The organism is Achromobacter anxifer, from assembly GCF_903652925.1.
Lineage (GTDB): Bacteria > Pseudomonadota > Gammaproteobacteria > Burkholderiales > Burkholderiaceae_B > Achromobacter > Achromobacter anxifer.
The window spans coordinates 352,106-374,122 of sequence record NZ_CAHLAR010000007.1 but is presented as its reverse complement, the minus strand read 5'-3'; the positions used below and the strand labels follow the sequence as shown (position 1 = coordinate 374,122).

At 65.9% G+C, this 22,017-nt stretch carries 20 protein-coding genes and 1 pseudogene; 7 read left to right on the top strand and 14 right to left on the bottom strand.

Annotation, left to right across the window (positions count from 1 at the left end):
* Together HWY37_RS23245 and argS are read right to left on the bottom strand one after the other, a co-directional pair.
* Positions 1–271: pseudogene (locus HWY37_RS23245) on the bottom strand (SPOR domain-containing protein); the annotation flags it as partial.
* Between the two features lie 9 nt (positions 272–280).
* Positions 281–1,963: an arginine--tRNA ligase gene (argS, locus tag HWY37_RS23240; RefSeq protein ID WP_176089947.1), complete on the bottom strand. Its 1,683-nt coding sequence runs from the start codon at positions 1,961–1,963 to the stop codon at positions 281–283.
* A 324-nt stretch (positions 1,964–2,287) separates the two neighbouring features.
* Between argS and HWY37_RS23235 the strand changes: the two genes are divergently transcribed.
* Together HWY37_RS23235 and HWY37_RS23230 are read left to right on the top strand one after the other, a co-directional pair.
* Positions 2,288–2,635, top strand: coding sequence for a DUF1840 domain-containing protein (locus HWY37_RS23235; RefSeq protein WP_175211020.1), 348 nt, complete (start codon positions 2,288–2,290; stop codon positions 2,633–2,635).
* Positions 2,636–2,724: 89 nt separating this feature from the next.
* Entirely contained in the window at positions 2,725–3,042 is a 318-nt protein-coding gene (locus HWY37_RS23230) for a hypothetical protein (protein ID WP_175211022.1), read from the top strand.
* Between the two features lie 67 nt (positions 3,043–3,109).
* Here HWY37_RS23230 and HWY37_RS23225 read toward each other — a convergent pair whose 3' ends face one another.
* From HWY37_RS23225 to HWY37_RS23200, 6 genes are all read right to left on the bottom strand, one after another.
* On the bottom strand, positions 3,110–3,910 hold the full coding sequence (locus tag HWY37_RS23225; protein ID WP_042795754.1) for a carbohydrate ABC transporter permease: 801 nt from the start codon (positions 3,908–3,910) through the stop codon (positions 3,110–3,112).
* Positions 3,907–4,782 (bottom strand): carbohydrate ABC transporter permease, encoded by an 876-nt coding sequence (locus HWY37_RS23220; protein ID WP_175211023.1) that lies wholly within the window; start codon positions 4,780–4,782, stop codon positions 3,907–3,909. The genes HWY37_RS23225 and HWY37_RS23220 overlap by 4 nt, the downstream gene beginning before the upstream one ends.
* 14 nt (positions 4,783–4,796) lie before the next feature.
* Entirely contained in the window at positions 4,797–6,092 is a 1,296-nt protein-coding gene (locus HWY37_RS23215) for an ABC transporter substrate-binding protein (RefSeq protein ID WP_176089946.1), read from the bottom strand.
* A 27-nt stretch (positions 6,093–6,119) separates the two neighbouring features.
* Positions 6,120–7,175, bottom strand: a complete 1,056-nt coding sequence (locus HWY37_RS23210; RefSeq protein ID WP_176089945.1) for an ABC transporter ATP-binding protein — start codon at positions 7,173–7,175, stop codon at positions 6,120–6,122.
* A gap of 120 nt (positions 7,176–7,295) precedes the next feature.
* Positions 7,296–8,093, bottom strand: a complete 798-nt coding sequence (locus tag HWY37_RS23205) for a phosphodiesterase (RefSeq protein WP_176089944.1) — start codon at positions 8,091–8,093, stop codon at positions 7,296–7,298.
* Positions 8,094–8,131: 38 nt separating this feature from the next.
* On the bottom strand, positions 8,132–9,145 hold the full coding sequence (locus HWY37_RS23200) for a LacI family DNA-binding transcriptional regulator (RefSeq protein WP_175211031.1): 1,014 nt from the start codon (positions 9,143–9,145) through the stop codon (positions 8,132–8,134).
* Between the two features lie 316 nt (positions 9,146–9,461).
* Here HWY37_RS23200 and HWY37_RS23195 point away from each other — a divergent pair, with 316 nt between their 5' ends.
* Positions 9,462–10,790: an amidase gene (locus HWY37_RS23195; RefSeq protein ID WP_175211034.1), complete on the top strand. Its 1,329-nt coding sequence runs from the start codon at positions 9,462–9,464 to the stop codon at positions 10,788–10,790.
* A 182-nt stretch (positions 10,791–10,972) separates the two neighbouring features.
* Here the strand turns inward: HWY37_RS23195 and leuA are convergent, their stop codons facing one another.
* The 3 genes from leuA to HWY37_RS23180 all read right to left on the bottom strand — a co-directional run bounded on the left by leuA (position 10,973) and on the right by HWY37_RS23180 (position 14,933).
* Positions 10,973–12,685: a 2-isopropylmalate synthase gene (gene leuA / locus HWY37_RS23190; protein ID WP_175211036.1), complete on the bottom strand. Its 1,713-nt coding sequence runs from the start codon at positions 12,683–12,685 to the stop codon at positions 10,973–10,975.
* Between the two features lie 453 nt (positions 12,686–13,138).
* The gene (locus tag HWY37_RS23185) at positions 13,139–14,116 is read right to left on the bottom strand and encodes a tripartite tricarboxylate transporter substrate binding protein (RefSeq protein WP_176089943.1); all 978 of its coding nucleotides are present in this window, start codon (positions 14,114–14,116) and stop codon (positions 13,139–13,141) included.
* A 184-nt stretch (positions 14,117–14,300) separates the two neighbouring features.
* Positions 14,301–14,933, bottom strand: a complete 633-nt coding sequence (locus HWY37_RS23180; protein ID WP_175211039.1) for a hypothetical protein — start codon at positions 14,931–14,933, stop codon at positions 14,301–14,303.
* A gap of 16 nt (positions 14,934–14,949) precedes the next feature.
* Between HWY37_RS23180 and rpoN the strand changes: the two genes are divergently transcribed.
* The gene (gene rpoN, locus HWY37_RS23175) at positions 14,950–16,377 is read left to right on the top strand and encodes an RNA polymerase factor sigma-54 (RefSeq protein ID WP_484456028.1); all 1,428 of its coding nucleotides are present in this window, start codon (positions 14,950–14,952) and stop codon (positions 16,375–16,377) included.
* A 132-nt stretch (positions 16,378–16,509) separates the two neighbouring features.
* Positions 16,510–16,791: a (2Fe-2S)-binding protein gene (locus HWY37_RS23170; protein ID WP_175211043.1), complete on the top strand. Its 282-nt coding sequence runs from the start codon at positions 16,510–16,512 to the stop codon at positions 16,789–16,791.
* A 30-nt stretch (positions 16,792–16,821) separates the two neighbouring features.
* Here HWY37_RS23170 and HWY37_RS23165 read toward each other — a convergent pair whose 3' ends face one another.
* Complete coding sequence (locus tag HWY37_RS23165) at positions 16,822–17,679, bottom strand: LysR substrate-binding domain-containing protein (protein WP_175211057.1); 858 nt, start codon at positions 17,677–17,679, stop codon at positions 16,822–16,824.
* 135 nt (positions 17,680–17,814) lie between these two features.
* Between HWY37_RS23165 and HWY37_RS23160 the strand changes: the two genes are divergently transcribed.
* Both HWY37_RS23160 and bfr read left to right on the top strand, forming a co-directional pair.
* Positions 17,815–18,729 (top strand): DMT family transporter, encoded by a 915-nt coding sequence (locus tag HWY37_RS23160; RefSeq protein WP_176089941.1) that lies wholly within the window; start codon positions 17,815–17,817, stop codon positions 18,727–18,729.
* Positions 18,730–19,106: 377 nt separating this feature from the next.
* Complete coding sequence (gene bfr, locus HWY37_RS23155; protein WP_042795741.1) at positions 19,107–19,583, top strand: bacterioferritin; 477 nt, start codon at positions 19,107–19,109, stop codon at positions 19,581–19,583.
* Between the two features lie 82 nt (positions 19,584–19,665).
* Here the strand turns inward: bfr and HWY37_RS23150 are convergent, their stop codons facing one another.
* Together HWY37_RS23150 and HWY37_RS23145 are read right to left on the bottom strand one after the other, a co-directional pair.
* Positions 19,666–20,355, bottom strand: coding sequence for a hypothetical protein (locus HWY37_RS23150; protein WP_175211051.1), 690 nt, complete (start codon positions 20,353–20,355; stop codon positions 19,666–19,668).
* Positions 20,356–20,379: 24 nt separating this feature from the next.
* Positions 20,380–21,987: a peptide chain release factor 3 gene (locus HWY37_RS23145; RefSeq protein ID WP_175211053.1), complete on the bottom strand. Its 1,608-nt coding sequence runs from the start codon at positions 21,985–21,987 to the stop codon at positions 20,380–20,382.
* Between the last annotated feature and the right edge of the window lie 30 nt (positions 21,988–22,017).

Sequence of the window (22,017 nt, the reverse complement as noted above, 5' to 3'; positions counted from 1 at the left end):
CCGTGGCGGTCGGGCCCGTGGACGGGGCGCCGGCGCCGCCGTCGCGTCCGTACAGGCCGGCGTTGGGGTCCGGCGCCTGGCGCGGGTCGGGCAGCTTGCCGTTGTCGCCCTGGCGGCTGGCCCGGTCGACGAAGGGCACGGGCGCCTTGGTGACGTAGAAGGCGACGGCGGCGGCCACGATCAGGCCGATGAGCAAGCCGGCCAGCGCGCCGTACAGGGTGCTGCCGCTTTCGCCGGAGGAACGACGGGTGGTTTTGCGCTTGGTTGCCATGAACCGATGTTACATCCGCTCGGGCGCGGACACGCCCATCAGTTCCAGGCCGTTGGCCAGCACCTGGCGCGTGGTCGAGGCCAGCCGCAGGCGGGCCAGCTTCAGCGCCGTGTCGTCGACCAGCACGCGCTCGGCGTTGTACCAGGCGTGGAAGTCCGAGGCGCAGTCACGCAGCCAGAAGGCGATGTGGTGCGGCGACAATTCCTGCGCCGCCAGCGCCACCACATTGGGGAATTCGGCCAGGCGCTGCATCAGCGCGAACTCGGTCGGGGCGGTCAGCAGCGCGGCGTCGGCCTGGGCCACGTCGGCGGCCGGCATGGCGGCGTTGTTGATCACCGAGCAGATGCGGGCATGCGCGTACTGGATGTAATAGACGGGGTTCTCGTCGCTCTTGGACAGCGCCAGGTCCACGTCGAACACGAATTCCGTGTCGGCGCGGCGCTGGATCAGGAAGTAGCGCACCGCGTCGCGGCCGACCCAGTCGATCAGGTCGCGCATGGTCACGTAGCTGCCGGCGCGCTTGGAGATCTTGACCTCTTCGCCGCCGCGCATCACCTTGACCATCTTGTGCAGCACGTAGGACGGGTATTCCTTGGGAATGCCCTCTTCCAGCGCCTGCAGCCCGGCGCGCACGCGCGCCACGGTGCCGTGGTGGTCGCTGCCCTGGATGTTCACGGCGCGGTGAAAGCCGCGTTCCCATTTGGCCTTGTGGTAGGCCACGTCGGGCACGAAGTAGGTATAGCCGCCTTCGCTCTTCCTCATGACGCGGTCTTTGTCGTCGCCCGTGCCCAGTTCGGTGGTGCGCAGCCACAGCGCGCCGCCTTCCTCGTAGGTATGGCCGCCGGCGATCAGCGCCTTGACGGTCGCTTCGACGCGGCCGGAGGTGTAGAGCGAGCTTTCCAGGTAGTAATTGTCGAACGCCAGGCCGAAGGCCTGCAGGTCCAGGTCCTGCTCGCGGCGCAGATAGGCCACGGCGAAGACGCGGATGTCGTCCAGGTTGTCCACGTTGCCGGTGGCGGTGACGTCCACGCCGTCGGAGTGGATGGTCGCGCCGGCCTGGAAATCCCGCGCGATGTCGGCGATGTAGTCGCCCTTGTAGCCGTCGGCGGGCCAGTCGGGGGAATCGGTCGTCAGGCCGCGGGCGCGGGCCTGCACGCTGATGGCCAGGTTCTGGATCTGGTTGCCGGCGTCGTTGTAATAGAACTCGCGGGTCACGTCCCAGCCGATGGCGTCGTACAGGCGGCAGATGGCGTCGCCCAGCGCGGCCTGGCGGGCATGGCCCACGTGCAGCGGACCGGTGGGGTTGGCCGACACGAATTCGACCAGGATCTTTTCACCGTTGCGCGGCGCGCGGCCGAAGGCGGCGCCCTGCTCGGCCACGGCGGCGATGACGGCCTGGCGCGCGGCGGCGGTGACGCGCAGGTTGATGAAGCCGGGGCCGGCGATTTCAGCGCTTTCGATCAGGCCGGCGGCGCCGGGCTGGGCCATCAGGGCATCGACGATGGCCTGGGCCAGTTCGCGCGGGTTGCGGCGGGCCGGCTTGGCCAGTTGCATGGCCACGTTGGTGGCGACGTCGCCGTGGGCGGCGACCTTGGGGCGCTCCAGCAGCACGGTTGCTTGCGCGTCGGGCAGGCTTTGCGCGACGGCGGCCTGGATCAGGGAGATAAGCTGTTTTTGTTGCTCGAGGAGCATGGGCGTCTGGAGAAGTTCTGAGTTAGTGACGGACGCGCCCGCCAGGGCCGGGCCAGTCGGGCGGAGCGGACAGGCAGCGGCGTATGGCCGGGCGGACCGCGCGCGCCGCATTCATGGCCGCGTCAGGTCCCGCTGTCACGGGAATCTCCTGAATCATAGCTTGATTTGGTTATCGGACAGGCCCTGGCCCGGGCCGGCAAGCCTCTGTCGGCGGGGCCGCAGGGGGCGGATCGTGCCGCTCAACGGACCTGCGTCAGGGGGCCAGTTGGCAGTCCTCGGGTGTTGCGGTAGTGTATGTAAGTAATCAATGTGGGAGACTGGAATATGCTGATCACCTTTCATTCCAAGGTCGTGGCCGAGGTTCTGATGCTGACCGACCATGCCGGCGCGCTGCTGCTGGCAGCCGGCAAGTCCTTCAAGGACAAGATCCCGGAGCGCGGCGTTTTCACCGTCGAGCAGCTGGGGCCGGCCATCAGCGGCATCGAGCACGCGATCGAGGAATACCAGAATGCCCGTGACGGCTCCGAGGAAGAGGACGAGGACAAGGCCCCGGCTTCGCCCATGGCCCGCATGGTGGGCCTGAAGGAGCGCGCCTTCCCCCTGCTGGACATGATGCGGCAATCCCAGGCCGCGGGCGCCGAGGTCACCTGGGAAGTGTCGCGCGGCTGGTAGGCCGGCAAGACTATGTCGCCGGGCGGACAATCTGCCCGGCGTTTTTTGCCTACCCTGGTCGCCTGACGCCACCCCGAGGAAACCACACCATGCGTTGCGATATCACCATTGTTTTCGATTCCCGCCGTTCGCTCGACCTCTCGGCCAGCGTCGAACCCTCGCCGCAACGCCAGAGCGACGCGCGCGACTGGTTCGACGGCGCCTGGGAAACGCTGGGCTGCGAACCGCTGCGTCCCAGCGGCAAGGTCCTGTTGCTGGACAAGGTGCTGGGCGTGGCCGATGCGCTGGGCTACGACACGCTGTCCTCCGACGCAAAGGAAGCCGGCGAGTTCGCGCAGCACCTGGCGCTGGCCCTGGAGCGTCCGCGCATCACCGTGGATCTGCCCGGCCTGACGGTCGGCTACTAGGAATCCGCCGCTTCAAAGAAAACTGCCCCGTCCGGGGCAGTTTTGCTTGGGGGCGGTCCGGTCGCGGTCAGCGGATGCCGGCGCGCATGAACGACTGCACGAACTGGCGCTGGAACAGCAGGAAGGCGATCAGCAGTGGCGCGGCCGACATCAGGGTGGCGGCGGTGATGACCGACCAGTCGATGCCCTGGTCGGTCGACGAGAACACCTGCAGGCCCACCGTCAGCGGCCGGGATTCGACCGAGTTGGTGATGATCAGCGGCCACAGGAAGTTGTTCCAGTGGTGGCTGACCGACACCAGCCCGTAGGCCACGTAGATGGGCTTGGCCAGGGGCACATACACCTTCCACAGCACCTGCAAGGCGTTGGCGCCTTCCATGCGGGCCGCCTCTTCAAGTTCGCGCGGCACGGTCTTGAAGGTCTGGCGCAGCAGGAAGATGCCGAAGGCCGAGGCGAAGTACGGCAAGCCGATGGCGAACACCGTGTCGCGGATGCCCAGCTGGCTCATGGAGCGGTAGTTCTCCACCAGCAGCACGTCCGGCATGATCATCAGCTGCAATAGCACCAGCATGAAGACGAAGTCGCGGCCGCGGAACTCGAAGCGCGCGAAGGCATAGCCGGCCAGCGTTGACAGCACCAGTTGCGCCGCCAGCACCATGGTGACCAGCAGGAAGGTGTTGAGGAAGTAGCGCGGGAACGGCGCGGCGTGCCAGGCGCGGACGAAGTTGTCCAGCGTCAGCGGCGCGAACAGGTCGAAGCGGGTCGCGTAGGCGGGCGGATGGAACGCCGCCCACATGGCATAGGCCAGGGGCAGAATCCACAACAGGCCGAGCGCCCAGGCGCCCAGGGTATCGAGCTTGTCTTTCATTGATAGTGCGTCCTGCGGTCCAGCCAGCGGAACTTGATCAGCGCGGTCAGCGCCAGCACCACCAGCAACACGACGGTCAGCGTGGCGGCGTAGGCCGTGTCCCAGAAACTGAAACCCACCTGGTAGATGTAGTACAGCAGCAGCGTGCTGGCGTTATCCGGCCCGCCGCGGGTCATGACCACCACGTGGTCCACCAGGCGGAAGGCGTTGATCAGAGCGTTGATCAGCACGAAGAGCGTGGTGGGCATCAGCAGCGGCCACAGGATGCGGCGGAAATACTGCCAGCGCGACGCGCCTTCCAGCATCGCAGCCTCGCGCAGCGACGGCGATACCGTCTGCAGGGCGGCCAGGTAGAAGATCATGAAGAAGCCGGACTCCTTCCACACCGTCACCAGCATCAGCGCGGGCAGCGCGGTCTCGCGATTGCCCAGCCAGTTGGGACCCGGCGAGCCGAACAGCTGCATCACCTGGGCGATCAGGCCGTATTGCGGCGTGTAGAAGAACAGCCAGATGTTGGCCACCGCCACCATGGGCAGCACCGTGGGCGTGAAGTAGGCCATGCGCAGGAAACCGCGACCGCTCAGGTTGCGGTTCACCCACAGCGCCATGATCAGCGCGATGCCGATGGACGTGGGAATGGTGCCCAGCGCGAACCACAGGTTGTTCCATAGCGACTGCCAGAACACCGGGTCGTCGAGCATGACGGCGTAGTTGTCCAGCCCCACGAAGCGCGCGGGGCGCGCGCCCTTGGGGGTGGAGAAAAAGCTGTGCCATAGCGTCGCCACCGCCGGGTAGTGCGTGAAGGCGGCGAGCAGCACGATGGCTGGCAGCAACAGCAGCCAGCCATAAAGCGCGTTTAAAGAGCGGCTCATCGTGCTTGTCGGCTTTACTTGTAGGGACGCAGTATGCGGTCGGCCTCGCGTTGCGCGTCGGTCAGGGCCTGCTGCGGCGTCTTGGAACCCGTCAGCGCCGCCTGCAAGGCGTCGTTCAGGGTCTTGGTGACGCGCTGGTTCTCATGCGTGGAGAATTCCGCCACGCTGACTTCCAGCTGGTCGCGCGCGACCGCGGCGGCCGGCACTTCCTGCGCGTACTTCTTCATCTTCTCGGTCTGCCAGGCGGCCGGGGTCACGGCCACGTAGCCCGTGGCGATGCTCCAGTCGGCGGCGCGCTCGGGCGTGGTGACCCATTGCGCGAACTTCAGCGCGGCCTGCTGCTGCGCCGGCGTGCCGCTCTTGAAGATGTAGAAGTTGCCGCCGCCGGTCGGGCTGCCGCCACGCTTCTGCTGCGGCATCATGGCCACGCCGAACGGGAAGTCGGCGTTCTTGCGGATGTTGGTCAGGTTGCCCGTCGTGGTCCAGACCATGGCGGCCTTCTTTTCCAGGAAGTCCTTGGGCGTGGTGCCCCAGTCGATGGTGCCGGTCGGCATGATCTTGTGCTTGGCCGACAGGTCGCGCCAGAACTGGGCGGCTTCCACCACCGCCGGCTTGTCCAGGTAGACCTCGTTGCCGGCCTCGTTCATCAGGATCGCGCCGTTGGGCGTGGTCAGCGCCTGGAACAGCCAGTAGGCGAACGCGCCGCCCGAGGGGATCTCGATGCCCCACTGCGTGGTGTTGCCGGAGGCGTCCTGCTTGGTCAGCTTCTTGCCGTAGTCGACCAGTTCGGCCCAGGTCGCCGGCGCGCGCTCGGGATCCAGCCCCGCGGCCTTGAACAGGTCCTTGTTGTAGTACATGACGATGGTCGAACGCTGGAACGGCACGCCCCAGGTATGGCCGCCGGTGCGGCTATTCTGCATGAAGGCGTCATAGAAGCCGCCCAGCCACTTCTTGTCGGCGTCGGTCTTGGCCAGACTGTCGATCGGCACGATGGCGTCTTCGTCGATCAGCGTGAACATGTCGGTGGACAGCAGCACCGCCAGCTGCGGCGGGGTGCCGCCCTTGAGCGCGGTCAGCGCCTTGGCGATCGAGTCCTGGTAGGAGCCGGCGTAGATCGGCTTGATCTTGATGTCGGGATTTTCCTTCTGGAAATCCGCAACCATGTCGTCGACGATCTTGGTGATCGGGCCGCCGACCGCGACGGGGTAATAGAACTCGACCTCGACCGGCTTGTTCTGAGCCTGTGCGGGCAGCGACAGGCAGGCGGCGGCCAGGCTGGCGGCCAGGGTTTTCAGTACGATGCGACGCATGTTGTTTTCCTTTCCTGTGTACGGGCCCTAGCGGCCGGCGGAGTTGATGACCGCCGAATCGGCGGCAAAGAAGTGCTGCTGGCTGTCCTGCCAGGACAGGCCCAGGGTTTCGCCCGCGCTGGCGCGAAGATGGCCGCCCACGCGCACGGCCACGCCGCTGGTGTCGCCCACGCGGCATACGACGATCGAATCCGCGCCGAAGTACTCCACGCTTTCCACGGTGGCCGCGATGCCGCCGGCGTCGATGCGGATGTGTTCGGGGCGCACGCCGAGTTTCGCCGCGCCAGCGGGCGCGCCTGCGATGTCGGGTCCCTGAGTGCCCGCGATGACGAAGCCGCCCTGCCGAGGGGCCAGGCTGATCAGGTTCATGGGCGGCGTGCCGATGAAGCGCGCCGCGAATTCGGTGGCGGGCCGCGCATACAGGCCGTCCGGCGTGTCGTGCTGTTCGATCTTGCCGCCGCGCAGCAGCACCACCTGGTCGGCCATGCTCATGGCCTCGGTCTGGTCGTGCGTCACGTAGACCATGGTGATGCCCAGGTCCTGTTGCAGCGCGCGGATCTCGCGGCGCATTTCATGGCGCAGCTGCGCGTCCAGGTTGGACAGCGGTTCGTCCATCAGGCAGACCGGGGCCTCCGAAATCACGGCGCGGCCCAGCGCCACGCGCTGCTGCTGCCCGCCAGAAAGCTGCGACGGCTTGCGGTCCAGCAGATGGTTCAGGCCCAGCAGGCTGGCCACGCGTTGCAGGCGGCGGTCGTAGTCGCGGGCCGGCTCCTTGCGCACCTTGAGGCCGAACAGGATGTTCTCGCGCACCGACAGGTGCGGAAACAGCGCATACGACTGGAACACCATGGAGATGCGGCGCTTGGCGGGCGGCAGCTGGGTGACGTCGCGGTCGCCGATATGGATGCTGCCCGAGGTCGGCGTGTCCAGCCCCGCGATCATGCGCAAGGTGGTGGATTTGCCGCAGCCGGACGGACCCAGCAGGACCGTGAAGCTGCCGGCGGGCACCGTGAAGCTCACTCCATGGATCGCGGCGGCGTTGCCGTACTGTTTGGTGAGGTTATCCAGAACGATGGATGACATGCTGTCTCGAAGATCTAATAGTTAGATCCGCATTGTTGCCTGTTATGAAAACCTTTTCATTGTGCAGCGCAAACATGACGGATGTATGGCAGGACAAACTTTCGTAGTCTAGCTTCGGCCTCAGGCGAAAGGGTATGGACCGGGGTATTCCCCGATCACGGCGTGATGCGTGATCAGGTTGCCGCCCTGCCACCAGTGCAGCTGGTAGCCGGGCGGTTCCATGATGTATTGCAGCGTCGGGCGCGGCCCCAGCTCCAGCGCGAGCTGGTGCGCGGTGCCCGGACAGGTGGAGGCGATGGTGCCGCCGAAGCGCTGGAAGATCGTGCGGTGCAGATGGCCGCAAAGCACGCGCTCCACATTGGGAAAGCGCGCCACGATGCGCTCGAGTTCGGGCGCGCCGGCCAGCAGGCCGATGGCGTCCATGTGTTCGATGCCGGTCAGGAACGGCGGATGGTGCATCAGGACCAGCGTGGGCCGCTCGGGCTGTTCCGCCAGGCGCGCGGCCAGCCAGTCCAAACGGTCCTGGCACAGTTCGCCATGGCTTTTCATCGGCACCACCGTGTCCAGCGCCAGCATGCGCAGCGGATAGGTCTCGATGGCGTACTGGATGAACGGGCCTTCGCCCTGCAGATAGCCATGCTCGGGAAACGCGGCGCGCAGCTGGGCGCGGTCGTCGTGGTTGCCGGGCAGCAGGAAATACGGGATCTCCAGCGCTTGCAGGTGTTCGCGCAGCGCCTGGTATTCATGCGGACGGCCCAGGTCGGTCAGGTCGCCCGTGATCAGCACGCAGTCGGGCCGCGGGTTCAGTGCATTGAGCTCGCGCACCGCGGGCGTCAGGAAAGCCGCCGGATCGATGATGCCGTAGGCCTTGTCGCCCGGGGTGCGCATGTGCAGGTCGGTGATTTGTGCGATGAGCATGACGCTTGATCGGATGAATGGTTGTTGTAGGGAAGGACTCAGCGGCGCACGGGCGCGGCGGTGCCGCCGACGACGATGCAGTGCGGCAGGCGGTCCGAGTGCGGGGGCTGGCCCTGGATCTGCGCCAGCAGGTTCGAACAGGCAGTTTCGCCGATGCCGTCGCTGGGCTGCGCCACGGTGGTCAGGGGCGGCGTCAGCAAGGCGCCGAAGCGCATGCCGTCGAATCCGCAAACCGAGATGTCCGAGGGTACGGACAGCCCCAGCCCGACCAGGTCCGCGATGACAGCGGTGGCCAGCAGATCGTTGGAGCAGAACAAGGCGGTGGGCGCCTGCTTGCCGCGCAGCGCGGTCTTCAGCGCGTCCACGTCGCTGCCCGTGTGCGAGCTCATCGAGATGTGCTGGATGGCGTCCAGGCCCAGGCGCTTGGCGCAGGCGCGCGCACCCACCAGGCGGCGGCGGGCGCGGTCGGAAGCGGTCAGCGGACCGGTCACGAGCGCGATGCGGCGATGGCCCAGCGCGGCCAGGTGGGCCACCATGTCGCTGGCGGCGGCGCGGTTGTCGACCGAGGAGAAGGGGTGGGCGGACGATTCGTTGTAGACGAGCACGTAGGGAATGCCGGCATGGTCCAGGTCGTCGAGCGTGGCGCTTTTGGCCGCGTCCGCGACTGTCAGGATCAAGCCATCCACCTGATGGTCCATCAAGCCCTGGACCGCGGCCGATTCCACCGCGGGATCGTAGCCGGTGGCCGTCAGCATGACGCTGTAGCCGGACTCGCGCGCGCGCCGCTCGGCGCCTTCGAAGCATTCGGCGAACACGGGGTTGGACAGCGTGGGCAGGATCAGCCCGATGGTGCGCGTGCTGCCCGAACGCAGGCTGCGGCCCACGCGATTGGGCCGGAAGCCCGCGCGCTTGGCGACGTTGCGGATATGCGCGAGCGTGTCGGGATGCACGATCTCGGGCTGATTGAACGCGCGTGAAACCGTCGCCGGGGAAACTCCCGCCTTGCGAGCCACTTCAATAATGGAAAAGCGGGGCGACGAGCGCGATGCCATGGCGGGGAGGTTGCGGGTTTCGTGAAAACGATTTCATCTTACTCGACAAATATGACCTTTGTGTTGCACGCGTTTGCGCTATGCTGGTAGCAACGCAACAATAATAGCCATGGCGCAACGTGCGATTTTCCCGGGAAAAACCGGCTTTTTCGGTGTTTTTCCCAATTGACTCGACGCGCACAATGGCTGAAGTCGGTCCACCCGAACTGCGCGGCAAGATGTCGCCGCGCAGCGCGGCGGATCCTCGGTCAAAGGGGGCCGGGTGCGTATTTTGCTGCCGCGCGAGATGCGCGGTACCGGTAAAGAGGAAAGGACCATGTCTACTGCCTTAAACAGACTTGGCGCGCTGGAAGCCGCGCGCAAGCTGCAACGGCGCGAATTGACCGCAGAGCAACTGGTGCGCGCCTGCTTTGCGCGCATCGAGCAACGCGAGAACACCATCCATGCCTGGACGGCGCTGCAAAAGCAGGCCGCGCTGGAGCGCGCGCAGGAACTGGACCGCGGCGCGCTGCGCGGACCGCTCCATGGCCTGCCCATCGGCGTGAAGGACCTGTTCGACACCGTCGATCTGCCCACGCGCTATGGCTCGCCCATCTATGAACGCCATCGTCCCGGCCTGGACGCGGCCTGCGTCGCGCTGTGCCGTGGCGCGGGCGCGATCGTCATCGGCAAGACCGTGACCACCGAGTTCGCCACCTATCTGGCGGGTCCCACGCGCAATCCGCGCAACGAGGCCTATTCGCCGGGCGGCTCGTCCAGCGGCTCGGCGGCGGCCGTGGCCGACGACATGGTGCCCTTCGCGCTGGGGTCGCAGACCGCGGCGTCCATCATCCGCCCGGCCTCGTACTGTGGCGTGGTGGGCTTCAAGCCCACCTTCGGCGGCATTCCTCGGGCGGGCGTCAAGAGCCTGGCTGAATCGCTGGACACCATCGGCGGCTTCGCGCGTTCGGTGCCGGACGTGGCGTTGTTCGCCTCGGTGATGATGCGCGATCCGCGCATGCTGGAACTGGCATACGACGGCAAGCCGCGCATCGGCATGTACCGCACCCTGCAATGGCGGCATGCCCAGGCCGAAACCAAGGAAGCCTACGCGCAGGCCGCGGCCATCCTGTCGCGCGCTGGCGCCATCGTCGAGGAAGTGCCGCTGCCGCCCGACCATTGCGTGCTGGTGCAGCTGCATGCCGACATCATGGCGTTCGAGGCTTCGCAGGCGCTGGCCTACGAGCGCCTGGAGCATGCGGCGCAGCTCAGTCCCAAGATCCAGGCCATCCTGGAGGCGGGTTCGCGCATCACCGCGGAAGAGCACATCAAGAACCTGGCCCGCGCCGCCGAATCGCGCGCGCGCGTCAATGCCTGGTTCGACCAATACGATGTGCTGCTCGCGCCCAGCGCCAGCGGCGAGGCGCCGTTCGCGGACCTGGGCACGGGCGACCCGCAGTTCTCGCGCGCCTGGACGCTGTTCGGCCAGCCTTCGTTGAACCTGCCCTTCGCCACCGGTCCGCAAGGCCTGCCCGTGGGGCTGCAACTGGTGGGCAGGCTGCACAGCGACCATCAGACGCTGGCGATCGCGGCCTGGGTCCATCAGCGCCTGCTGGCGGCCAGCGCGCCCGACATCGGCGCGGCCGACATCTGGCCGCGCGGCTGAGCGCCGCCCGATGGGTTTGCGCCATCGAGGCATTGCCTGAAGCAAGATGTGGCCCGGCAGGCAGCGCCATGAAGGCATCGCCTGAAGCAAAACGCGCCCCGGCGGGGCCGCGCCATCAGGGGGGCGCCCAAAGCAAAAAAGCCAGCCCGATAAGGCTGGCTTTTTTTACGCCGGGTTGCGGATCACGCGGTCTCGGCGGTTTCTTGCTCGGTTGCGGTCACGGTGCCGGCATTGATGTGGCGGTTGACGGCGCTCAGCACGGCCTGGAACGAGGCCGTCACGATGTCGCGGTCGATGCCCACGCCGAAGCCGGTGGCGGATTCGCCGACGCGCAGCTCGACATACGAAGCGGCGCGCGTGTCGGTGCCGGTGCCGATGGCGTGCTCGTGGTAGTCCATGATGCGCACGGGCACGTCCAGCGCGGCCACGAAGGCCGAGATGGCGCCATCGCCCTTGCCGGTCACGATGCGGCGTTCGCCGTTGTATTCGAGTTCGGCTTCGATGCTGAAGTGCTGGCCTTCACCGGCCGACGGGTTGCCGTCGATGCGATGGCGCACCAGCTTCCACGGCGACTTCTGTTCGAGGTATTCGCGGTTGAAGATCGTGTGCACGTCGTCGGCCGTGACTTCGCGGCCGGTCTCGTCGGTGACACGCTGGATGGCGCGACTGAATTCGATCTGCAGGCGGCGCGGCAACACCAGGCCGTGTTCCTGTTCGAGCAGGTACGACACGCCGCCCTTGCCCGACTGGCTGTTCACGCGGATCACCGCGTCGTAGCTGCGGCCGAGGTCGGCTGGGTCGATCGGCAGGTACGGCACTTCCCATACGGCGTCGGCCTTCTGCTGGGCGAAGCCCTTCTTGATGGCGTCCTGGTGCGAGCCCGAGAACGCGGTGAAGACCAGGTCGCCGGCATAGGGATGGCGCGGGTGGACCGGCAATTGGTTGCAGTACTCGGCGCAGCGGCGCACTTCGTCGATGTCCGAGAAGTCCAGGCCGGGATGCACGCCTTGCGTGTAGAGGTTCAAGGCGAGCGTGACGAGGTCGACGTTGCCGGTGCGCTCGCCGCTGCCGAAGAGGCAGCCTTCGATGCGGTCGGCGCCGGCCATCACGGCGAATTCGGCGGCGGCCACGGCGGTGCCGCGGTCATTGTGCGGGTGCACGCTGAGCACGATGCTGTCGCGGCGCGCCAGGTTCTTGTGCATCCATTCGATCTGGTCGGCGTACAGGTTGGGGCTGGTGGCCTCGATGGTCGCGGGCAGGTTCAGCACCATCTTGCATTCCGGCGTGGGCTGCCATACGTCGGCCACGGCGTTGGAGACTTCGAGCGCGAATTCGGGTTCGGTCGTGCTGAAGACTTCGGGCGAGTACTGGTAGCGCCACTGCGTTTCCGGGTGCTGGGCCATGTACTGCTTCACCAGGCGGGTGCCGGTGGTGGCGATGTTCTTGATCTCGTCCTTGCTCATGTTGAACACGACCTTGCGGAACGCCGGGGCGCAGGCGTTGTACAAGTGGACGATGGCTTGCTTGGCGCCGGCGGCGGATTCCACCGTGCGGCTGATCAGGTCTTCGCGCGACTGCGTCAACACGATGATGGTGACGTCGTCGGGGATGCGCTTTTCGTCGATGAGCTTGCGCACGAAGTCGAAGTCGGTCTGCGAGGCGGACGGGAAGCCCACTTCGATTTCCTTGAAGCCGATCTTCACCAGCTGTTCGAAGAAGCGGAGCTTGCGCTCGACGCTCATGGGCTCGATCAGGGCCTGGTTGCCGTCACGCAGGTCCGTGCTCATCCAGATCGGCGCCTTGGTGATGCGGCGGCTGGGCCAGGTGCGTTCGGAAAAGTCGCGGGTAAAGGGCGCGAAGGGGACGTATTTGGTGGCGGGGTTGGCAAGCATCATCACTACACCTCGATCGGTTTCTTTTGAATCCCGGGAGTACTGCTCTCGGCGGCTGCGCGACCGGATGACGGTCTTGTGCCAGGGTTTGCCGTGATTGGCCGGCAGGATTCAGAGATAAAAGGGGGAAATCGCGTGTGGCAAGCGTGGCTGCCGAGCTACCACGGGGACACTAGGCCCGGCAACCGATCGGTAGGTATAGCGATAGCGCGATGGAGGAGATGCGAGCGCGCAGGCCGGCAACCGGGGCGTCGAAGCGTCCGGTGGCAATCGCGAAGGAGGTGCGGTAATCGGCCATAGGTTGCTAGTCGAACATATTTTCGGCGGAAGCGCAACTGAATGTTCTTTTGCGTTGATGCGAAAAGCAGGACTGTGGTCGCACTTTTTGCTGAAGAAAATTCAGGAAAAAACGGGGTCGGATAATTTCCCCATTTTTTCCTGCACGCAGGGCGGGCGTTATTGCGTCCGCATGTTCCCGTTCTTCACGACCTTGCCCAGGCGTTCGCGTTCGCTCGCCGCGAACTCGACGAAGCTGGCGCGCGACCCGCCGCCGGGTTCGATGCTGCTTTGGCGCAACGCGTCTTGCACTTCCTTGGTCTGCAGGGATTGTTCGACCGCCGCGTTCATCTTGTCCAGGACATCCGCGGGCGTGCCGGCCGGGGCGAACAGGCCGGCCCAGTGGCCGATGCGGATCGCCGGAAAGCCTTGTTCCGCCGTGGTGGGAATGTCAGGCGCGCTGGCCATGCGCTTGTCCCAGGTCGTGGCCAGAGCCTTGAGCTTGCCGCTCTGGATCAGCGGCAAGGTGACGATGCTGGCTTCTGAGGTGGCGTCGACCTGGTTGCCGATCACGGCCGTCACGCCTTCGGAACCGCTCTTGTAGGCGATGGGGTCGATCGGCAGACCGGTCGCTTCCTTGACCATTTCCGCCACGAAATGCGGCGTGCTGCCGTTGCCCGCGGTGGAGAAGGTAATGCGGTCGGTCTTCGCCGCTTTGGCGCGCGCCACGAAGTCCTTCAGGTCCTTGGCCGGGTTGGACGGATTGGCGACGATGACCGAGGGCGTGATCGACAGCAGCGCGACCGGGGTCAGCTCGGAGTCCTTGTAGGGCTGGTCCGAGCGGATCAGGCTGTTGGTGACGGTGCCGTTGCTGCCGACCAGATAGGTGTAGCCGTCGGCGGGGCTGCGCGCGACGTGCGCGGCGCCCACGACGCCTCCCGCGCCGGGGCGGTTTTCGACGATGACGGACTGATGCAGGGTGGCGCCCACCGCCTTTGCGATGATGCGGGCGACCAGGTCATTGGCGCCGCCCGCGCTGAAGGGGGCGACGAAGGTAATCGGTTTGTCGGGCCAGGCGGCCGAGGCAGGCGCAGCGGCGAACGCGGCTGTGCAGGCCAGCAGCAGTCCGGCGGCATGCCGGGCAGAGGTGCGAAACATGGGTACAGCTCCAGGAGGCTGGCCGCGCATTCGGCTGTTGTGGCCGCCGGGAGGCTGGTTATGGTGCGCGGCCCGCGGTTGCGCGAGCCTGGAGCGGCAGTATAGGGTTGCCTGGCTGGCAAGGGACTGAAACAAACAGGCCGCCTCTCGGCGGCCTGCTATGGCGATGGAGGGAGGACTTGGCTTACCGGGCCGGGCCGATGCGCGGTTCCACGTAGCGCTCGCTGCGCCCTTCGTTGCGTGCTTCGCGGCGGACTTCGTCTCGGGGTTCGCGCGGCGGGCGGCTGTCGGAAGATTCCAGGATGCGGGCCTGTTCTGCGACCATGGCGATCTTGCCGGCGCGGTTGTGGCGGATTTCAGACAGCGCGCGGCGCAGATCGCCGACTGTGAAGGGTTCCTGGCGGTCGCCCCAGGTCCAGCGCAGCACGCCCAGGGTCTCGTCCGACAGATTGGGCGCCAGATCGGCCAGCACGCTGGTTTCGACCGGCGTGGCGCTGCCCGATGCCAGGCTGGCGGACAGCCAGGCGCGCAGCGTGAAGAACACGATCAGGGTCCAGATGCCGGCCACCACCCACCAGATGTAGGGATTGACCTTCTGCACCATGTCCATGGTCGGCTGCCCCAGGGAATGAAGGAATTCGTAGTTCACGGTGCGGCCGAAATTCAGTATCCAGTTGGCGGCCAGATACCAGATGACCACGGCGACGGCGATGACTATCGCACGCACTACGAGTCGGGGAAGCGCCAGTTTGAGCAGGGTCTGGCCAATGAGGCGGCAGTCCTGGCGGACGCTTGCGGGCGAAGTCAGATTCATCATGCAAAATATTGTACCTATGACCCGTCCAATTTTAGAACTGCGACCTGGCCAGCATTTGACGCTGACGCCGCAACTGCAGCAATCGATCCGATTGTTGCAGTTGTCCACGCTCGACCTCGAAGCCGAGATTTCGCAAGTGCTTGCCGAGAACCCGTTGCTGGAGCGGCAGGACGACGCGCCGTCGGCCGAAGCGCCGGCGGAATCCGACCGCGAATCCTCGGTGCAGGATGACGAGCCGGCAGCCGAGCGTGAGACGCCCGTGGACGAAATGCCGGGTTCGGGCGGGGTCTATCCCGATGAGGACTCCAGCCGGCCCGAGGCCGCGCGGCCGGAGACGCTGCGCGAGCACCTGCTGGGCCAATTGATGCTGACGCGCGCTGCGCCGCGCGATGCGGCGCTGGCTGGCCTTCTGATCGACGAACTGGACGAGAACGGCTATCTGGGGTCGCCGCTGGAGGAGATCCTGGGCTGGCTGCCGCCCGAGATGGAGCCGGACATCGATGAGCTGAAGGCCGCCCTGTCGCTGCTGCAGTCGTTCGATCCGCCTGGCATCGGCGCGCGCGACATGGCCGAATGCCTGCTGTTGCAACTGCGCAACCCCGACCTGGAGCAACTGCCCGAAGCGGCGGATTCCGCAGTCCTGGCATGCGCACGGCAGATCTGCGCGCAACACCTGGCCCTGCTGGCGACCGGCAACGCCGCGCGGCTGTGTGCGGCGGTGGGTTGCGACGAAACCACGTTCCGCGCAGCCCATGCCCTGATCCGGCGGCTGGAGCCGCGCCCGGGACGCGCCTGGACGGTGCCCGCGGCTGACTATGCGGTGCCGGACGTCATCGTGCGCAAGACCCGGGGCGGATGGCAGGTGACCCTGAACAGCGCCGCCGTGCCCAAGCTGCAAATCAACGGGCTGTATGCACAAATGCTGGGCAACCAGAAGGAGTCCGCGCACGCGGGGTTGCAATCGCAGCTGCAGCAGGCACGCTGGATGATCCGCAACGTGGAGCAGCGCTTTGACACCATCCTGCGCGTGGCCCAGGCCATCGTGCAGCACCAGACGGCCTTCTTCAGCCAGGGGCCGGCCGCCATGCGTCCGCTCATCCTGAAGGACATCGCCGGCGAGCTCGGATTGCACGAATCCACGATTTCACGGGCCACAACACAGAAGTACATGCTCACTCCGTTTGGCACGCTGGAGCTCAAGCGCTTCTTCGGTACGGGGGTGTCGACGGAGGGCGGGGACGCCACCTCGGCGACGGCGGTGCAGACCTTCATCCGTCAGATGGTTGCGGAAGAGAACCGGGCCAAGCCTTTGTCCGACAGCCAGATCATGCAAAAGTTGGCCGATCAGGGGATAGTCATCGCCCGGCGGACGGTGGCAAAGTACCGCGAGGCGCTGCGGATTGCTCCGGCATCGCTGCGCAAGGCGCAGGCGGCAGCGCGCTGACGGCGCCTTGAAATAAGGGACGGGACTGTGGAAATTCGTCCCTTATTTCAAAGACTTGCGTGACACTTCGGTTGCAAATTTATTTGCTTGCGGGGCTTGCCAGTAGCAGAATAATTTTCGATAATTATTCTCATGTACATTTGCGTATGTAATGCCATCACCGAACGCCAAGTCCGCGCCAGCGTGGACGGAGGCGCGACGACGCTTTCCGACCTGCAATTCGAGCTGGGCGTGGCCACGTGCTGCGGCTGCTGCGCGGCGACCGCCGCCGAATACCTGCCGGGCGGCCGCTGCTCCAGCGTGTGCGACGTGCGCTCCATAGCCGTTCCGGTCAATCCTCCGGCCGCCGTGGTCGAATCGGGTGCGCCCGCTGCCAACAGCAGCTTCCCGATCCCGCTGGTCGCCATCGCCTGAGGATTGCAGTCTCCCTGCGGCTCGCTGCCTTCACGCGGCGGGCCGTGTTGCTTCCTTCTCGCAAAATTCCCGGATAGTCATCGCCAGTTGCCTTGCGGGCTCGCGCAGCGTGTCGGCCAGGCATAGCGCCAGTTCGGTCGACGGCACCGCCGGCAGTGCCGCGTCGATGATCCGATGGTCCGGCAAGAGACAGCGCCGTTCCAGCAGCGCAACCCCCAATCCCCCCGTCAATGCCGCCTGCAAGCCTCTCAGATTCGGGCTTTCGTAGGCGATGCGCCAATGGCGGCCCGCCGCTTCCAGGGCGTGGATGGCGCGGTTGCGGTAGATGCAGCCTTGCGGAAACGCCACCAGCGGCACGGGTTCGCCGGGCGCCAGGGTCATGCCCGGGCCTCCGATCCAATGCAATTGCTCAGCCCAGGCGGCCAGCGAGACGCCCGCGCCGGGCTCCCGTTTGAGCAACGCCACATCAAGATCGCCTCTTTCCAAGGCACGCGTGAGCGCCGAGGTCAGATCGCAGCGGACCGATAGCCGCACGCCCGGCCGCGACCGCGCGAAATCCGCCACCAGGGCAGTGAGCGTGTCGGCCGCGAAATCGTCGGGAATGCCCAGGCGGATGACGTCCACCCGCTTGCGTCCGCTGACGGCCTCTCGGACCTCCGTCGACAGGGCCAGCATCCGCCGCGCATAGCCCAGCAGGCGCTCGCCATCCTCGGTCAACGAGACCTGGCGGCCTTCACGGACGAACAGTGCGCACTCCAGGGTTTCTTCCAGTTTGCGGATTTGCTGGCTGACGGTGGATTGGCTGCGGTGCACGCGCTCGCCGGCCGCGGTGAAGCCGCCGGCATCCACCACCGAAACAAAGCTGTGCAGAAGATCGAGATCAGGCATGGCGGCGTCCGAATGCATTTGATTTTCGAATACTTTCGATCCGAATAAAGAGTTTGTCAATGGATCGGTGCCCGCGCAGAATCTCCCCATCCGCCGCCTATCCGGCTTTGGCGCCCTACTTCGGATGTTCACTCCATGAAGGCCTCCTCGACTCTCTCCGCCGCCGCTTTGCCAGCCCAAGCCGCACCGGGCATCAGCTGGGCGCCCATCGCGGCATTCTGCTTCCTCTGGAGTTCCGCGTTTGCGGCCGCCAAGATCGCCGTGCGGGATTGCCCGCCGCTCACGCTGCTGACCATCCGGTTCCTGATCGCCGGCGCCCTCATGCTGGGCCTCGCCGCGGCCAGCGGCCGCTGGAAGCTGCCCACTGGACGCGATCTGGCGTCGCTGATCCTGCTGGGCGCGTTGAACAACGCGCTGTACCTGGGCTTGAGCTGGTCGGGCATGACCACCGTATCGTCCGCGTTCACCGCCGTGCTCATCAGTACCAACCCTTTGCTGATCGGCGTGTTGGCCGGCCCGGTGTTGGGCGAACGGCTGGGATGGCGCAAGTTGCTGGGCCTGTGCCTGGGACTGGCGGGCGTGGCCCTGGTGCTGCGCTCACGGCTGTCCGGCATGCAGGAAGACCTGCACGGCACGTTGCTGGTCACGGGAGGCCTGGTGGCGCTGGTGGCGGGCACGCTGCTCTACAAGCTGCTGAAGCCGACCTCGGGCCTGTGGACTTCGACGGGCATACAGTCGCTGGCTGGCGCTGCCGCGCTGTTGCCGTTTGCATTGGCGCACGAGAGCCTTGGCGACGCGCACATGACCGCGAGCCTGTTCTGGAGCATGGCTTACATGATCGTGGCGGTGTCGATGGGCGGCTACTACCTGTGGTTCATGATCCTGGGCCGCGCCAGCGCCACCGCGGCCAGCGCGCTGCATTTCCTGATGCCGCCGCTGGGCCTGTTGTTCGGCTGGGCGGTGCTGGGCGAGCACGTGTCGTGGCTGGACCTGCTGGGCATCGTGCCGATCGCGCTGGGCATCTGGCTGGCGACGCGGCGGACCGATTAGCGCATCGTTGTCGTGCATCGCCGCGGCGGGTTGCCGATCCGCAACGGATCGGCTTGCGCCGCTTGCCGCTGTCTTACGCCCAGCCCGGGGACGCATCGGGACATGCAATGGCGCGAATCTGACCGACGATTCCGCCACGCCGCGCGCCGATAGCCCGCGTGGGCGTTGCGCCAAGCATGCAAGGCATCACTCACGCATACTCATTCTCATTGGCCTGTCGCTTTCCGGTAGCGCTACTAAAGCGTTTTACCAAATGCAGCGCTAGGCTAGGCGCGGCCCCGCGCCAGATGGTAGTCTGCCGGGGTTGCGTACGCGCGGCATCGTGCGCTCCTTTGTCGCGATGCATCTGCGTCGCGCCTGACTGCAAGGAGTCCATCATGAAAGGCGACAAAACCGTCATCCAGTTTCTGAACAAGCAACTGACCAACGAGCTGACGGCCATCAACCAATATTTCCTGCATGCCCGCATGCTGAACCATTGGGGCTTCGACAAGCTGGGCAAGCACGAGTACGAAGAATCCATCGGCGAAATGAAGCATGCGGATCGTCTGATCGAACGCATCTTCATGCTGGACGGCCTACCCAACCTGCAAGACCTGCACAAGCTGCTGATCGGCGAAGACGTGCCGGAATTGCTGGCCTGTGACCTGAAGCTGGAGCAAGGCGCCCAGGCGACCGTGAAGGAAGCGATCGCGCATTGCGAATCGGTCCGCGATTATGTCTCGCGCGATCTGTTCCAGGACATCCTGGACGACACCGAAGAGCACATCGACTACCTGGAAACGCAGATCGACCTGATCGACAAGGTCGGCATCCAGAATTACCTGCAAAGCCAGATGTCCGTGCCGGAGTAATCTTCCGGTCATAAAAAAAGGCGCCCTGCGGGGCGCCTTTTTTATTGCTGGCACTGCGCGGCCTGTGCCGCGCGCCGATACTTCAATTCGGACGGGCCGGGCATTCGGCCATCGTGCCCCAAGCGCGGTTGGGACCGCAATACTTGTTGCGCGCAGCCCAGGAGCACGAGGGGCGCTCGAAGAAGCCTTGCGTGGCACAGTGCGCGAGTTCGCTCTTGAGCGCGTCCTTCCAGCCCATGGCGCCAGGCGCTTGGGCAGTGTTCGGGGGCGGCGGGGGCGCCTGCACCATTTGCGGCGTGCCGTAGCCGCTGGCCTGCGTCTGGCCGCCATTGATGGCGGTGGAAGTGCCGGGCGCCTGCAGATCCAGCGTGCTGACGTCGGAGGGGCCCGAGGGCAGCGGCACTTGCTGCGAGGCCGCCGCGATTTCACGCGCCTGGTCGGGGCTGATGCGTTCGCGCGAGAGCTTCACCGAAGGATCGCTGACGCTGTCGAACAGCGAAACGGTATTGACCTGCCATTCGCGGTCGGCGGGCTTGTCGGGCACGCCCAAGGTGCCGTCGATGCGCGGTTGCGGCGGTTGCGCCACATACGGACGGCCATTGGCATCCAGCACGGGCTGCTGGGATGCCGCGGCATCCTGGCCAGGAGCAGGCGCGGCGGGCGGCGCGTGCGCCACCAGCCAGTCACCCAGTTGAATTCCGCCCCAGGCCGACGCGCCAAGCGCGATCAGGAGCGTTGCGAATAAAAAACGCCAAGACATTGCTACCCTCATCTGCCGTGCGGAACCCGAACGGGTCTACGCCTTGTCTCCGAAAACCTTGCCGCCGTGCTCCCGCATGGCATGGAATTTCACATCGGGATACAGTTCCTCGGCCACGCGCAACTGCGCGGGCGAACCGATCAAAAACGCCGCCGCATCCACAACATCATAGGCGATATGGGCCGCATTGGCATCCATGAACTTGCGCAGCGCCTTGGGGTTTTCAGACGTAATCCAACGTGCCATTGTGTAGCGGGAAGGCAGCATCCGGGCGTCCACGCCGTACTCGGTCTTCAAGCGGTGGGCGACCACTTCGAACTGCAGTTGGCCGACCGCGCCCAGCAGCAGCGAGCCGCCGGCGGCTTCGGGGCGGAACACCTGGATGGCGCCTTCCTCGCCCAATTGGGTGAGGCCGGTGCGCAACTGCTTGGTGCGCAGCGGGTCCTTCACTTCCACGGCCTGGAACAGCTCGGGGGCGAAGAACGGCAGGCCCGTGAACTGCAGGGTCTCGCCTTCCGTCAGCACGTCGCCCAGCTGCAGCACGCCGTGGTTGGGAATGCCGATCACGTCGCCGGCATAGGCCTCGTCCAGCAGCTCGCGCCGCTGCGACAGGAACGACACCACGTTGTTGGGGCGCATTTCCTTGTTGGTGCGCGCGACCTTCAGGCGCATGCCGCGCTCGAAGCGGCCGGAGCTGACGCGCACGAACGCGACGCGGTCGCGGTGGGCCGGGTCCATGTTGGCCTGCACCTTGAACACCACGCCGGTGAACTTGGGCTCCACGGGTTGCACCAGGCGCTGCATGGACTCCCGCGGGCCCGGGGGCGGTGCCTGTTCGACCAGCGCGTCCAGCACTTCCTGCACGCCGAAGTTGTTGATGGCGGAGCCGAAGAACACGGGCGTCTGCTTGCCGGCCAGGAACTGCTCGCGGTCGAAGGCGGGCGCGGCTTCGTTGATCAGCTCGATCTCGCCGCTGGCTTGTTCAAACGCCGAGCCGAAGCGCCGCGCGATTTCAGGATTGCTCAGGCCTTCGATGAAGTCGTCGTTGTCGGAGCGGCGCTCCTGGCCGGGGCGGAATACGCGCATGCGGTCCTGGCGGATGTCGAACACCCCGCCGAACGCCTTGCCCATGCCGACCGGCCACGAGAACGGCACAGCGTCCATGCCCAGGTGGCCTTCGATCTCGGACAGCAGTTCCAGCGGTTCGCGCACTTCGCGGTCCATCTTATTGATGAACGTGATGATGGGCGTGTTGCGCGCGCGGCAGACCTGCAGCAGGCGGATGGTCTGGGGTTCAACACCGTTGGCGGCGTCGATCACCATGAGCGCGGCATCCACCGCCGTGAGCACCCGGTACGTGTCTTCGGAGAAGTCCGCGTGGCCCGGGGTGTCGAGCAGGTTGATGACGCAGTCGCGGTATTCCATTTGCATCACGGAGGACGCCACGGAAATGCCGCGCTGCTTTTCGATTTCCATCCAGTCGGACGAGGCGTGGCGCGAAGCCTTGCGCGCCTTGACGCTGCCGGCGATCTGGATCGCGCCTGCGAACAGCAACAGCTTTTCGGTCAGCGTCGTTTTACCCGCGTCGGGGTGGGAAATGATGGCGAACGTACGGCGCCGCGCTACTTCGTGAGGGATGTTCATGATCGGAGGATTTTACTTGGCGCCGCTTTA

Excerpts from the sequence above, each read along its gene's own strand:
- argS (WP_176089947.1), bottom strand. The coding sequence starts at position 1,963 with ATGCTCCTCGAGCAACAAAAACAGCTTATCTCCCTGATCCAGGCCGCC.
- HWY37_RS23235 (WP_175211020.1), top strand. The coding sequence starts at position 2,288 with ATGCTGATCACCTTTCATTCCAAGGTCGTGGCCGAGGTTCTGATGCTG.
- HWY37_RS23230 (WP_175211022.1), top strand. The coding sequence starts at position 2,725 with ATGCGTTGCGATATCACCATTGTTTTCGATTCCCGCCGTTCGCTCGAC.
- HWY37_RS23225 (WP_042795754.1), bottom strand. The coding sequence starts at position 3,910 with ATGAAAGACAAGCTCGATACCCTGGGCGCCTGGGCGCTCGGCCTGTTG.
- HWY37_RS23220 (WP_175211023.1), bottom strand. The coding sequence starts at position 4,782 with ATGAGCCGCTCTTTAAACGCGCTTTATGGCTGGCTGCTGTTGCTGCCA.
- HWY37_RS23215 (WP_176089946.1), bottom strand. The coding sequence starts at position 6,092 with ATGCGTCGCATCGTACTGAAAACCCTGGCCGCCAGCCTGGCCGCCGCC.
- HWY37_RS23210 (WP_176089945.1), bottom strand. The coding sequence starts at position 7,175 with ATGTCATCCATCGTTCTGGATAACCTCACCAAACAGTACGGCAACGCC.
- HWY37_RS23205 (WP_176089944.1), bottom strand. The coding sequence starts at position 8,093 with ATGCTCATCGCACAAATCACCGACCTGCACATGCGCACCCCGGGCGAC.
- HWY37_RS23200 (WP_175211031.1), bottom strand. The coding sequence starts at position 9,145 with ATGGCATCGCGCTCGTCGCCCCGCTTTTCCATTATTGAAGTGGCTCGC.
- HWY37_RS23195 (WP_175211034.1), top strand. The coding sequence starts at position 9,462 with ATGTCTACTGCCTTAAACAGACTTGGCGCGCTGGAAGCCGCGCGCAAG.
- leuA (WP_175211036.1), bottom strand. The coding sequence starts at position 12,685 with ATGATGCTTGCCAACCCCGCCACCAAATACGTCCCCTTCGCGCCCTTT.
- HWY37_RS23185 (WP_176089943.1), bottom strand. The coding sequence starts at position 14,116 with ATGTTTCGCACCTCTGCCCGGCATGCCGCCGGACTGCTGCTGGCCTGC.
- HWY37_RS23180 (WP_175211039.1), bottom strand. The coding sequence starts at position 14,933 with ATGATGAATCTGACTTCGCCCGCAAGCGTCCGCCAGGACTGCCGCCTC.
- rpoN (WP_484456028.1), top strand. The coding sequence starts at position 14,950 with ATGACCCGTCCAATTTTAGAACTGCGACCTGGCCAGCATTTGACGCTG.
- HWY37_RS23170 (WP_175211043.1), top strand. The coding sequence starts at position 16,510 with ATGTACATTTGCGTATGTAATGCCATCACCGAACGCCAAGTCCGCGCC.
- HWY37_RS23165 (WP_175211057.1), bottom strand. The coding sequence starts at position 17,679 with ATGCCTGATCTCGATCTTCTGCACAGCTTTGTTTCGGTGGTGGATGCC.
- HWY37_RS23160 (WP_176089941.1), top strand. The coding sequence starts at position 17,815 with ATGAAGGCCTCCTCGACTCTCTCCGCCGCCGCTTTGCCAGCCCAAGCC.
- bfr (WP_042795741.1), top strand. The coding sequence starts at position 19,107 with ATGAAAGGCGACAAAACCGTCATCCAGTTTCTGAACAAGCAACTGACC.
- HWY37_RS23150 (WP_175211051.1), bottom strand. The coding sequence starts at position 20,355 with ATGAGGGTAGCAATGTCTTGGCGTTTTTTATTCGCAACGCTCCTGATC.
- HWY37_RS23145 (WP_175211053.1), bottom strand. The coding sequence starts at position 21,987 with ATGAACATCCCTCACGAAGTAGCGCGGCGCCGTACGTTCGCCATCATT.